Here is a 12,259-nt window from a genome sequence, read left to right as displayed (position 1 = left end):
CCGCGTGTTTTTTCCGGGACAGCATGCAACGCGCTGTCCGCCGACAGCCCGCGATAACGGCGGATAACCGCGAAGCGGTTATTCGCCCTACGACGCCCGGGAAGCCGGCCAGGCATTCTTGAAAAACGACGCAACCGCCGGTTATTCGCTAGACCAGGAACAAGGACATATCCATGCGAACCCTCACCACCCTCCTCGGCAACAGCCAGAAACTCGACGGCGGCGCCATGTTCGGCAATGCCCCGCGCGCGCTCTGGTCACGCTGGATGCAGCCCGATGCGGAGAACCGCATCGACCTCGGCTGCCGTGCCCTGCTGGTGCGCGACGGCGAGCGCAACGTACTGGTGGAGACCGGCATCGGCGCGTTCTTCCCGCCCGCCCTGCGCCAGCGCTACGGCGTCCAGGAAGAGCGCCACGTACTGCTCGACAGCCTCGCCGCGGTCGGCCTGGACGACGCCGACATCGACGTGGTGCTGCTCACCCACCTGCACTTCGACCACGCCGGCGGCCTGCTCGCCGCCTGGGAAGAAGGCCAGCCGGCGCGCCTGCTGTTCCCCAACGCGCATTTCGTCAGCGGCCGCCGCCACTGGCAGCGCGCGCGCCAGCCGCACCCGCGCGACCGAGCCTCGTTCGTGCCGGAACTGCTCGACCTGCTGCAGGCCAGCGGACGCCTGGAGCTGCTCGATGACGGCGAGCGCTCGGCGCACCTGGGCGAGGGCTGGCGTTTCCATTTCAGCGAAGGCCATACCCCGGGCCAGATGCTCCCGGAGATCGCCATGCCCGACGGCCCGGTGGTATTCAGCGGCGACCTGATCCCCGGCGCACCCTGGGTACACCTACCGCTGACCATGGGCTACGACCGCTTCCCGGAAGGCCTGATCGAGGAAAAGGAACGCCTGCTGGACAGCCTCATCGCCCGCAACGGCCGACTGGTCTTCACCCATGATCCGTGCGTCGCCATGGGCCGGGTGCGACGCGACGAACAGGAGCGCTACAGCCTCTACGACACCCTCGAGCGGGTCGAGAACCTCGAGGCCTGAGCGAAAGGCGCGGCCCGCCCCGGCGGCGGGCCGCGGGAATCAGGAACGCGCCTTGCGCGCGCCCTTGCAGCGCTCGATGCCGAGCCGGCAGATCCGCTCGCAGAGTTCGGCGAAACCGATCCCGGCCGCCGCCGCGGCCTGCGGCAGCAGGCTGGTGGCGGTCATGCCCGGCAGGGTATTGACCTCCAGGCACCAGAGCCGGCCCTGTTCGTCGAGGCGGAAGTCGGTGCGGCTGTAGCCGCTCAGCTTCAGCGCCCGGTGTACCTTCAGCGCCAGACGCTGGGCCTCGGCGGCGATCGCCGGCGGCAGGTCGGCGGGAAACACCTCGCGCACCGCGCCGGCCTGGTACTTGTGCTCGTAGTCGAAGACCTCCTGGCCGTCGAGGAGAATCTCGCCCACCGGCAGCGCCTGGTCGTCGAGCACCCCGACGGTGACCTCGCGGCCGGCGACGAAGCGCTCCAGCATCACCTCGTCGCCATAGCGCCCGGCCAGCTCGATGGCCGGCTGCAATTCGGCCTGGGAATGCACGATGGACAGCCCCACGGTGGAGCCCTGGCTGTTCGGCTTGACCACCAGGGGGAAGCCCAGTTGCTCGCGCACCGCCTCTTCCGAGGCCGGCGCCATCAGCCAACTGGCGGTCTCCACCCCGGCGGCGAGGAACAGGCGCTTGGCCACGTCCTTGTCCATCGCCATGGCGCTGGCCAGGTGGCCGCTGCCGGTATAGGCGAAACCACCGGCATCCAGCAGCGCCTGCAGGGTGCCGTCCTCGCCGGTGCCGCCGTGCAGGGCGAGGAAGAACACGTCGACCCCAGCCAGTTCGCCGGCGCTCAGCAGGCTCTGCTTGCCGCTGCGGATGATCGCCAGCGAGTCGGAGTCCGGCGGGACCTCCTTGACCTTGCTCGCCAGCAGGCGGCGCTCTTCCTCCGCGCCGAGCAGGCCGCTGGCGGTATCCACCGCCAGCACCTGGTGGCCGGCGCTGCGCAACGCCTGGATCACCTGCGCGCCGCTGGCGATGGAGACGTCCCGTTCCTCACTGCTGCCGCCGAAGAGAACGGCGACCTTCAACTTGTCCTGTCCCATGTTCCACCTGTCGTTCCAGTGCTGGAGGCAGAAAAGCACAACACAGGGGTAACTGAACAGAGACAGTCATCGTCGCGCGCAGCGAACGGCCTCCCTCAGCCGCGCAGTTCCTCGACCAGCGTGCGCAGCAGTTCGGCGGCCGGCAGCTCCCGCGCCAGCGCCGCGCCCTGGCCGGCCCACTGGGCGGCGAAATCATGGTTGCCGCGAGCCAGAGCGGCGGTCTGCAACGCTTTGGTCGCGTCGTAGACGAACGGATAGTCCGGCAAGGGCGGCACTCCAGGCGCGGCGGCATCGAAGAACATCCGGTTGGGCAGGCCGCGGGCGCTGCGCCCGGACATGGTCACGGTCAGCGCGGTGCGCGCCGCGCGCGGCCCCTTCAGCGCCTCGCGGTAGGCGGCGTTGGCCGAGGACTCCGGACAGAGGACGAAGGCGGTGCCCATCTGCACGGCGCTCGCGCCCAGCTCCAGGGCGGCGCGGATGCCCCGTCCGTCCATGATCCCGCCGGCAGCGACCACCGGTAGCGAACCGCGCGCCGCCAGCAGGCGGACCAGCGCCAGGGTGCCGATGGCGGCGTCGCCGCGCTCCGGCTCGAACACCCCGCGATGGCCACCGGCCTCGATGCCCTGGGCGACCACCGCATCGGCGCCGGCGGCCTCCACCAGGGCTGCTTCCTCCGGCGTGGTGGCACAGACCAGTACGCGGATGCCCGCCGCCTGCAACGCGCGAACCTGGTCGCGGGGCGGCGCGCCGAAATGGAAGCTGACCGCCGCCGGCCGCTCTTCCAGCAGCATCGGCAGCAGGGTCGGGTCTTCGAGGAAACTCAGGTAGATGTTCTTCAGCCGCGCCGGCGACTCGGCGCCGAACTCGGCGAACAGCGGCTTCAGGTAGTCCAGCCAGGCGCGCTCGCGGGCCGGGTCGGCCTGACCCGGGCGGTGGCAGAACAGGTTGACGTTGAACGGCTTGTCGGTCAGCCCGCGCACCTCGCGGATCAGCGCCCGGCCCTTCTCGGCGGCGCTACCGGTGATGGCGATCGAACCGAGCCCGCCGGCGTTGGATACGGCGGCGGCCAGCGCCGGCGTGGAGACGCCGAGCATGGGTGCCTGGATGATCGGCTGCTGGATACCGAGCAGGCGCGTGAAGCGGTCAGTCATGGCGATTCCCTCTCCCGGTCGGACGACACCGCGTCGGCCGACGCTTGACCAATATATCTTCATAAAAGAATATTTTTAACAATTCATTCTCATAAAGAGATAGATCGATGGACCTTTCCTCCCTCGAAATCTTCCGCGCGGTCGCCCACGAGGCCAGCGTCACCCGCGCCGCTCAGCGGTTGCAGCGAGCGCAGTCGAACGTCACCACGCGGATCCGCCAGCTCGAGGAGGACCTGGGCGTCGAACTGTTCCTGCGCGACGGCAAGCGCATGAGCCTGACCGAACGCGGCAGCGAATTCCTCGCCTACGCCGAGCAGTTGCTGGCTCTCGCCGACGAGGCGCGTCAGTCGATGCATCCCGCCGAGCCCGGCGGGCGCCTGCGCCTGGGCAGTATGGAAAGCACCGCGGCCAGCCGCCTGCCGGCGCTGCTGGCGAGCTATCACAAGGCCTGTCCGCGGGTCGCCCTGGAAGTCTCCACCGGCACCAGTCGCGCGTTGTTCGATGGGGTGCGGGCGCGGCGCCTGGACTGCGCGCTGGTGGCCGCCGGCCCGGGCTGGGCCGGCGAACTCGATGGCAGCGGCCTGCGCGGCGAGCCGCTGTTCCGCGAGGAACTGCTGATGATCCTGCCGGCCGAACACCCGCCGGTCCACGACGTCGCCGAGGTGCGCCTGCGCACCCTGGCCGGCTTCGCCCGTGGCTGCACCTACCGGCAACTGGCCGAGGACAGCCTGGGCACGCCGCTGACGGTGCAGGAAGTCGGCTCCTACCATGCGATCCTCGCCTGCGTCGCCGCCGGCGCCTGTGTCGGCGTGCTGCCGCGCTCGGTGCTGCAACTGCTCGGCACGCCGCCGCTGCGCAGCCTGCCCCTTGCCGAAGTAGACACCTGGCTGGTCTGGCGCGAAGGCTACGCGACCGCCGCCTTCGAACGCTGGCGCGGCGTGCTGGGCCAGGCCGGCGACTGAGCGGCCAGGGGCGAACCCAACGGCCTGGCTCCGGTCCAACCCCGAGCCATCAGAACAATAGCGAGCCAAGGAGTTGCCCATGAGAAGACTGCCCACCCTCTGCCTGCTGGCCCTCGCGCCGCTCACCGGCGTGGCGCCCCAGGCCCAGGCCGCCAGCCTCTACAACCTGCTGGTGGGGACCTATACCGAAGGCTCCAGCGAAGGCATCCAGGTATACCGCTTCGACGGCGCCGACGGCTCGGTGAAAGGCCCGCTGCGCGTGGCCCATACCAGCAACCCCTCGTACCTGACCTTCGCCCCGGACCAACGCACTCTGTTCGTGGTCAACGAGAACGGACGGGGCGGCAAGGGCGATACCGTCGGTCGCGCCACGTCCTACCGTTTCGATCCGATCAGCGGCCGCCTGCAACAGATCAGCCAGGTCCAGACCCTCGGCGATCATCCGACCTACAGCAGCCTCAGCCACGACGGTCGCTACCTGTTCGTCGCCAACTACTCGGTACAGCCGGAAGGCTCGGTGGCGGTACTGCCGGTGCGCGCGGACGGCTCGCTGGCGCCGGTGGTGCAGGTGGAGTCGCACCAGGCCAGCAAGGTGCATCCGCGCCAGGTTTCCGGTCATGTGCACTCGGTGGTGTCCTCGCCCGACGGCCAGTACCTGTTCGCCCCCGACCTCGGCGCCGACAAGGTATTCGTCTACCGCTACGCCCCGGAACAGGCCGAACGTCCGCTGCAGGCGGCCGATCCGGCATTCGTCCCGACCCCGCCCGGCAGCGGCCCGCGCCATCTGATCTTCAGCGCCGACGGGCGTTTCGCCTACCTGACCCTGGAACTGAGCGGCCAGGTGATGGTGTTCGCCCATGAGGGCAATGGCCGCCTGCGTCAGTTGCAGACCCACGACCTGGCGCCTGCCGGCTTCCAGGGCAAGGTCGGCGCCGGCGCCCTGCACCTGTCCGCCGACGGCCGCTTCCTCGGCGTGCTCAATCGCGGCGACGACAACCAACTGGTGACCTTCGCCGTCGACCCGGCCAGCGGCCAGTTGCGTTTCGTCGAACGGCGCTCGGTGGAAGGCACCGAGCCGCGCGAATTCGCCTTCTCGCCCGGCGGGCGCTTCGTCCTCGTGGCCAACCAGAACAGCGACCAGTTGCGGGTGTTCGCCCGCGATCCGCAGAGCGGCCAGGTGGGCAAGACGCTGCAAAGCGTCGAGGTGGGGTCGCCGAGCGATCTGCGCTTCGTGGCGGTGCCGTGACCTTGCGCTCGGCCATCCGCCGATACGCCGCTGGGCCGGCGGATCGGCGCTAAGCGGTCATCCGCACTACGGAGCCAGACCCGAAGCCCGCCCTGGCTCCAAGGCCCACAGGCATGGAGCTTCCGCCCACATACGGCAAGTCCTGTAGGGCGAATAACGCGAGGGGCGTTATCCGCCGCTGTCCCGGAGAACCGGCGGATAACCGCAAGCGGTTATTCGCCCTACGGAACCAGGATCCGCCACGTAGAGGTTTGCCATGCTTGCCCTCCAGACGATGGGGTAGCTAACTCGCCCCGGCAGGAGGTCGAATCGTCGCGCAGCGGGTCGAGCGACAGTGATGCCGCGAAGGCGTCTCGCTCCAGGGGGAACCGTCGCGACGGGTTGCCCGCAAGCTACACCCAGCCCCTCCCCCAATAGTCCCCGCGACCAATCGTCAGCCCCTCACCCCACCGTCCCGCGACACCAACGAATCCACCTGCAACCCACGCCCAGCAAGGCCTATAGCGCTAATCACAGACGCCCTTGACCTCAACTTAACTTGAGGTTTTATAGTCCCCGCTGCGGTCATACCGCCCCGTTTCCCCAGGACCACGAACCGCCCCCACGGCCGCTTCGCGGCGCCGGATGGCGACCAGCACAAGGAACGACCCATGCAGCGCTTCATCGATAACTCGCTCGAAAGCAACTGGCTCTGGCTGACCGCCCGGATCTGCCTGGCCCTGATGTTCGTCGCCTCGGGACTGGCGAAGCTGTTCGACTATCAGGCCAGCCTGGAGGAAATGCGCGCCGCCGGCCTGGAGCCGGCCTGGCTGTTCAACATCGCCACCGCCGTGACCCTGCTGGCCGGCTCCGCGCTGGTCCTGCTGGACCGCAAGCTATGGCTCGGCGCCGGGGCGCTGGCGGTGTTCCTGCTGCTGACCATCCTCATCGTCCACACCTTCTGGAGCAAGACCGGCGTCGAAGCCAAGCTGGCGATGTTCTTCGCCCTCGAGCACATCGCGGTGATCGGCGGCCTGATCGCCACGGCCATCGCCAGCGCGCAACGCCAGCGGCTGCGCCAGGACGTCTCCGTGGCCGCCACCTACCAGAAGGCCTGAGGCGATCATGCAGAAACCCGTCCTGATCGCCAGTGCCGCGCTCATCTGCGCGGCGGTTATCGGCATCGCCGTCTACGCCACCGGCTCGGCGAAGAAAGACGCCGGCGGTTTCGCCGGCTACCCGCCGGTGAAGGTCGCCCTCGCCTCGGTGGAGCGGCGGGTGGTGCCGCGCGTCTTCGATGGCGTCGGCGAGCTGGAGGCCGGTCGCCAGGTCCAGGTGGCCGCCGAAGCGGCAGGACGGATCACCCGCATCGCCTTCGAATCGGGCCAGCAGGTGCAGCAAGGGCAGTTGCTGGTGCAACTCAACGACGCGGTGGAACAGGCCGAGCTGATCCGTCTCAAGGCGCAGTTGCGCAATGCCGAGATCCTCCATGCCCGTGCGCGCAAGCTGGTAGAGCGCAACGTCGCCTCGCAGGAACAGCTGGACAACGCCGTCGCCGCCCGCGACATGGCGCTCGGCGCGGTGCGCCAGACCCAGGCGCTGATCGACCAGAAGGCGATCCGCGCGCCCTTCTCCGGCCAGCTCGGCATCCGCCGCGTGCACCTCGGCCAGTACCTCGGCGTCGCCGAGCCGGTGGCCAGCCTGGTGGATGCGCGGACCCTGAAAAGCAATTTCTCCCTGGACGAAAGCACCAGTCCCGAGCTGAAGCTCGGCCAGCCCCTCGAGGTCCTGGTCGACGCCTATCCGGGGCGCAGCTTCCCGGCGCGCATCAGCGCCATCGACCCGCTGATCGGCAAGTCGCGCACGGTGCAGGTCCAGGCCTTGCTGGACAACCCCGAAGGCCTGCTCGCCGCCGGCATGTTCGCCAGCATCCGGGTCTCGCGCAAAGCCGACGCGCCGTCGCTGAGCGTGCCGGAAACCGCGGTCACCTATACCGCCTACGGCGACACCGTGTTCGTCGCCCACCAGGACGGCGACCGGCCGCTCAGCGCCAAGCGCGTCTCGGTGCGGATCGGCGAGCGCTGGGACGGTCGCGTGGAAATCCTCCAGGGCCTCGCCGAGGGCGACCGGGTAGTGACTTCCGGACAGATCAACCTGAGCGACGGGATGGCCGTGGAACCGGTCAAGGAAGACACCCTGAGCAGTGCCGCGCCCCCCGTGCCGGTCGCCGGCCGCTGAAGGAACCCCGCGATGACCTTTACCGACCTGTTCGTCCGCCGGCCGGTGCTGGCGCTGGTGGTCAGCACGCTGATCCTGCTGCTCGGCCTGTTCTCCCTGGGCAAGCTGCCGATCCGCCAGTACCCGCTGCTGGAAAGCTCGACCATCACCGTCACCACCGAGTACCCCGGCGCCTCCGCCGATCTCATGCAAGGCTTCGTCACCCAGCCGATCGCCCAGGCGGTGTCGTCGGTGGAGGGCATCGACTACCTTTCCTCGACCTCGGTGCAGGGGCGTAGCGTGGTGACCATCCGCATGCTGCTCAACCGCGATTCGACCCAGGCGATGACCGAGACCATGGCCAAGGTCAACTCGGTGCGCTACAAGCTGCCCGAGCGTGCCTACGACTCGGTGATCGAACGCTCTTCCGGCGAGACCACCGCGGTAGCCTACGTCGGCTTTTCCAGCAAGACCCTGCCGATCCCGGCGTTGACCGACTACCTGTCGCGGGTGGTCGAGCCGATGTTCTCTTCCATCGACGGCGTGGCCAAGGTCCAGACCTTTGGCGGCCAGCGCCTGGCCATGCGCCTCTGGCTCGACGCCGACCGCCTCGCCGGGCGCGGCCTGACCGCCTCCGACGTGGCCGAGGCGATCCGCCGCAACAACTACCAGGCGGCGCCGGGGATGGTGAAGGGGCAGTACGTGCTGTCCAACGTGCGGGTCAACACCGACCTGACCAACGTCGACGACTTCCGCGAGATGGTCATCCGCAACGATGGCAACGGCCTGGTGCGCCTGCGCGACGTCGGTACCGTCGAACTGGGCGCCGCGGCCACCGAGACCAGCGCACTGATGGACGGCGATCCGGCGGTGCACCTGGGGTTGTTCCCGACGCCCACCGGCAACCCGCTGGTGATCGTCGACGGCATCCGCAAGCTGCTGCCGGAGATCCAGAAGACCCTGCCGCCGGATGTCCGCGTCGACCTCGCCTACGAGACTTCGCGCTTCATCCAGGCCTCCATCGACGAGGTGGTGCGGACCCTGGTGGAAGCGCTGCTGATCGTGGTGCTGGTGATCTACCTCTGCCTCGGCTCGCTGCGCAGCGTGCTGATCCCGGTGGCGACCATTCCCCTGTCGATGCTCGGCGCCGCCGCGCTGATGCTGGCCTTCGGCTTCAGCGTCAACCTGCTGACCCTGCTGGCGATGGTGCTGGCCATCGGGCTGGTGGTGGACGACGCCATCGTGGTGGTGGAGAACGTCCACCGCCACATCGAGGAAGGCAAGTCGCCGGTGGCGGCGGCGCTGATCGGCGCCCGCGAAGTGGCCGGCCCGGTGATCGCCATGACCATCACCCTGGCCGCCGTGTACACCCCCATCGGCCTGATGGGCGGCCTCACCGGCGCGCTGTTCCGCGAGTTCGCCCTGACCCTGGCGGGCGCGGTGATCGTGTCCGGGGTGGTGGCGCTGACCCTGTCGCCGGTGATGAGTTCGCTGCTGCTCCAGGCGCACCAGAACGAGGGGCGCATGGGCCGCGCCGCCGAGTGGTTCTTCGGCGGCCTGACGCGGCGCTACGGGCAGGTCCTGGAGTTCTCCCTGGGCCACCGCTGGCTGACCGGCGGCCTGGCATTGCTGGTGTGCATCAGCCTGCCGCTGCTGTATTCGATGCCCAAGCGCGAACTGGCGCCGACCGAGGACCAGGCCGCGGTGCTCACCGCGATCAAGGCGCCGCAGCACGCCAACCTCGACTATGTCGAACTGTTCGCGCGCAAGCTCGACCAGGTCTACACCAGCATCCCGGAAACCGTGAGCACCTGGATCATCAACGGCACCGACGGACCGGCGGCGAGCTTCGGCGGGATCAACCTGGCGGCCTGGGAAAAACGCGAGCGCGACGCCTCGGCGATCCAGTCCGAGCTGCAAGGCAAGGTCGGCGATGTCGAGGGCAGCAGCATCTTCGCCTTCCAGTTGGCCGCCCTGCCCGGCTCCACCGGCGGCCTGCCGGTGCAGATGGTGCTGCGCAGCCCGCAGGACTACCCGGTGCTCTACCGGACCATGGAAGAGATCAAGCAGAAGGCCCGGCAGAGCGGGCTGTTCGTGGTGGTCGACAGCGACCTCGACTACAACAACCCGGTGGTCCAGGTCCGCATCGACCGCGCCAAGGCCAACAGCCTGGGCATCCGCATGCAGGACATCGGCGAGTCGCTGGCGGTGCTGGTGGGCGAGAACTACGTCAACCGCTTCGGCATGGAGGGCCGCTCCTACGACGTGATCCCACAGAGCCTGCGCGACCAGCGTTTCACTCCGCAAGCGCTGGCACGACAGTTCGTGCGCACCCAGGACGGCAACCTGGTGCCGCTGTCGACGGTGGTCCGGGTGGCGCTTCAGGTCGAACCGAACAAGCTGATCCAGTTCGACCAGCAGAACGCCGCGACCCTCCAGGCGATCCCCGCGCCCGGCGTCTCCATGGGCCAGGCGGTGGCCTTCCTCGACGACGTGGCGCGCGGCCTGCCGGCCGGCTTCAGCCACGACTGGCAATCCGACTCGCGGCAATACACCCAGGAAGGCAACACCCTGGTGTTCGCCTTCCTCGCCGCCCTGGTGGTGATCTACCTGGTGCTCGCCGCGCAGTACGAGAGCCTGGCCGACCCGCTGATCATCCTGATCACCGTGCCGCTGTCGATCTGCGGCGCGCTGCTGCCGCTGGCGCTGGGCTACGCGACGATGAACATCTATACGCAGATCGGCCTGGTCACCCTGATCGGCCTGATCAGCAAGCACGGCATCCTCATGGTCGAGTTCGCCAACGAACTGCAACTCCACGAGCGCCTCGACCGCCGCGCGGCGATCCTGCGCGCCGCGCAGATCCGCCTGCGGCCGGTGCTGATGACCACCGCGGCAATGGTCTTCGGCCTGGTGCCGCTGCTCTTCGCCAGCGGCGCCGGCGCCGCCAGCCGCTTCGGCCTGGGCGTGGTGATCGTCTCCGGGATGCTGGTCGGCACCCTCTTCACCCTGTTCGTGCTGCCCACCGTCTATACCCTGCTGGCGCGCAACCACGCGGAAGTCGACAAGAGCCCGCGCAGCCGGCAACTGGCCGAGGCCGATCTGCTGGTGAACAAGGCATGAAGCGCTCCTACCCGAACCTTTCGCGCCTGGCGCTGGCCCTGGCGGTCGGCACCGGCCTGGCCGCCTGCAGCGTCGGCCCCGACTACCAGCGTCCGCAGTCGCCGCCGCCACGCGTCGCCAGCGAGCACCTCGGCGAGTTCTCCGGCGAGCGGCGGGAAGCGCCCTGGTGGAGTTTCTTCGACGATCCGCAACTGGTGCGCCTGGTCGACCAGGCGCTGGCGCGCAACCACGACATCCGCGAGGCCCGCGCCAACCTGCGCAGCGCCCGCGCGCTGTTCGACGACCGCTGGCTCGACCAGTTGCCGCAGGTCACCAGCCAGGCCGGCTACAGCCGCAGCATCGAACAACAGCTGGACTACGACGGCGAGCCGCGCCGGCGCCTGGCGGAGAGCTACCGCGCCGGCTTCGACGCGCAGTGGGAAATCGACCTGTTCGGCCGCCTCGGCCGACTTTCCGACGCCGCCCTGGCCCGCGCCGAAGCGGCCGACGCCGACCTCCGGCTGGTACGCCTGAGCATCGCCGCCGACACCGCCCGCGCCTACTTCGAGATCCAGGGCTACCAGCGCCGGCTGGACGTGGCGCGCGCCCAGGTGCGCAGTTGGCGCGACACCCTGGAGCTGACCCGCAGCAGCCTGCAACTGGGCAGCGGCCTGCCGGAGGACGTGGAGAACGCCCAGGCCAACCTGCTGCGCAGCGAAGCGGCGATTCCGCCACTGACGACCGCGCTGGAGAGCGCCCGCTATCGCCTCGACGTGCTGCGCGGCGAGGCACCCGGCAGCGGCGCGCCGATCCTCGACGGCGGCGCCGCCGCGCCATTGGCGAAGAACCTGCCGCTGGGCGACGTCGACCGCCTGATCCTCCAGCGCCCCGACGTAGTCAGCGCCGAGCGGCAACTGGCAGCGAGCACCGAAGACGTCGGCGCGGCCACCGCCGAACTCTATCCGCGCCTCGACCTGGGCGGCTTCATCGGTTTCTTCGCCCTGCGCAGCGGCGACCTCGGCAGCGCCTCGCGCGCCTTCGAACTGGCGCCCAGCGTCAGTTGGCCGGCGTTCCGCCTGGGCAACGTGCGGGCCCGCCTGCGCGCCGTCGAGGCGCAGTCCGACGCCGCGCTGGCGCGCTACCAGCGCTCCCTGCTGCTGGCCCAGGAGGACGTCGGCAACGCGCTCAACCAACTGGCCGAACACCAGCGTCGGCTGGTCGCCCTGTTCCAGTCCGCGACCCATGGCGCGAACGCCCTGGAGATCGCCAACGAACGCTACCGCGCCGGCGCCGGCAGCTACCTGGCGGTGCTGGAGAACCAGCGCGCGCTGTACCAGATCCGCGAGGAACTGGCGCAGGCGGAGACCGCCTCGTTCGTCAACGTCATCGCGCTCTACAAGGCGCTCGGCTGGGGCAGCGGCGACCTGGCGCCGGGCGCCGGCCAACTGGCCGCCGGCGAAACCGCCGGGGCCAACCGTTGAA

General features: G+C 69.4%; 9 protein-coding genes. 7 read left to right on the top strand and 2 right to left on the bottom strand.

What is annotated here, in order from left to right; translation table 11 throughout:
• The first annotated feature begins 173 nt into the window (after positions 1-173).
• Positions 174-1,040, top strand: coding sequence for an MBL fold metallo-hydrolase (locus tag AC1RB9_RS03785; protein WP_003093600.1), 867 nt, complete (start codon positions 174-176; stop codon positions 1,038-1,040).
• Between the two features lie 39 nt (positions 1,041-1,079).
• Here the strand turns inward: AC1RB9_RS03785 and AC1RB9_RS03780 are convergent, their stop codons facing one another.
• Positions 1,080-2,120: a D-alanine--D-alanine ligase gene (locus AC1RB9_RS03780; protein WP_003454384.1), complete on the bottom strand. Its 1,041-nt coding sequence runs from the start codon at positions 2,118-2,120 to the stop codon at positions 1,080-1,082.
• A gap of 95 nt (positions 2,121-2,215) precedes the next feature.
• The gene (nmoA, locus tag AC1RB9_RS03775; RefSeq protein WP_003454387.1) at positions 2,216-3,271 is read right to left on the bottom strand and encodes a nitronate monooxygenase; all 1,056 of its coding nucleotides are present in this window, start codon (positions 3,269-3,271) and stop codon (positions 2,216-2,218) included.
• 107 nt (positions 3,272-3,378) lie between these two features.
• Here nmoA and nmoR point away from each other — a divergent pair, with 107 nt between their 5' ends.
• From nmoR to opmD, 6 genes are all read left to right on the top strand, one after another.
• Complete coding sequence (nmoR, locus tag AC1RB9_RS03770; RefSeq protein ID WP_003454398.1) at positions 3,379-4,233, top strand: LysR family transcriptional regulator NmoR; 855 nt, start codon at positions 3,379-3,381, stop codon at positions 4,231-4,233.
• Between the two features lie 79 nt (positions 4,234-4,312).
• Complete coding sequence (gene ppgL / locus AC1RB9_RS03765) at positions 4,313-5,479, top strand: gluconolactonase PpgL (RefSeq protein ID WP_003093604.1); 1,167 nt, start codon at positions 4,313-4,315, stop codon at positions 5,477-5,479.
• A gap of 650 nt (positions 5,480-6,129) precedes the next feature.
• Entirely contained in the window at positions 6,130-6,576 is a 447-nt protein-coding gene (gene mexG / locus AC1RB9_RS03760) for a multidrug efflux RND transporter inhibitory subunit MexG (protein WP_003093607.1), read from the top strand.
• Between the two features lie 7 nt (positions 6,577-6,583).
• Complete coding sequence (mexH, locus tag AC1RB9_RS03755; protein ID WP_003104731.1) at positions 6,584-7,696, top strand: multidrug efflux RND transporter periplasmic adaptor MexH; 1,113 nt, start codon at positions 6,584-6,586, stop codon at positions 7,694-7,696.
• Between the two features lie 12 nt (positions 7,697-7,708).
• On the top strand, positions 7,709-10,798 hold the full coding sequence (gene mexI, locus AC1RB9_RS03750) for a multidrug efflux RND transporter permease MexI (protein ID WP_003114727.1): 3,090 nt from the start codon (positions 7,709-7,711) through the stop codon (positions 10,796-10,798).
• Positions 10,795-12,258 (top strand): multidrug efflux transporter outer membrane subunit OpmD, encoded by a 1,464-nt coding sequence (opmD, locus tag AC1RB9_RS03745; RefSeq protein ID WP_003104727.1) that lies wholly within the window; start codon positions 10,795-10,797, stop codon positions 12,256-12,258. Before mexI ends, opmD begins: the two co-directional genes overlap by 4 nt.
• Position 12,259: the final 1 nt, after the last annotated feature.

The organism is Pseudomonas sp. 20-5, assembly GCF_056782835.1.
This window is presented reverse-complemented; position numbering and strand designations above follow the sequence as displayed.

What these genes read in the sequence shown, in the direction of transcription:
- AC1RB9_RS03785 (WP_003093600.1), top strand. Translation starts at nt 174, where the DNA reads ATGCGAACCCTCACCACCCTCCTCGGCAACAGCCAGAAACTCGACGGC.
- AC1RB9_RS03780 (WP_003454384.1), bottom strand. Translation starts at nt 2,120, where the DNA reads ATGGGACAGGACAAGTTGAAGGTCGCCGTTCTCTTCGGCGGCAGCAGT.
- nmoA (WP_003454387.1), bottom strand. Translation starts at nt 3,271, where the DNA reads ATGACTGACCGCTTCACGCGCCTGCTCGGTATCCAGCAGCCGATCATC.
- nmoR (WP_003454398.1), top strand. Translation starts at nt 3,379, where the DNA reads ATGGACCTTTCCTCCCTCGAAATCTTCCGCGCGGTCGCCCACGAGGCC.
- ppgL (WP_003093604.1), top strand. Translation starts at nt 4,313, where the DNA reads ATGAGAAGACTGCCCACCCTCTGCCTGCTGGCCCTCGCGCCGCTCACC.
- mexG (WP_003093607.1), top strand. Translation starts at nt 6,130, where the DNA reads ATGCAGCGCTTCATCGATAACTCGCTCGAAAGCAACTGGCTCTGGCTG.
- mexH (WP_003104731.1), top strand. Translation starts at nt 6,584, where the DNA reads ATGCAGAAACCCGTCCTGATCGCCAGTGCCGCGCTCATCTGCGCGGCG.
- mexI (WP_003114727.1), top strand. Translation starts at nt 7,709, where the DNA reads ATGACCTTTACCGACCTGTTCGTCCGCCGGCCGGTGCTGGCGCTGGTG.
- opmD (WP_003104727.1), top strand. Translation starts at nt 10,795, where the DNA reads ATGAAGCGCTCCTACCCGAACCTTTCGCGCCTGGCGCTGGCCCTGGCG.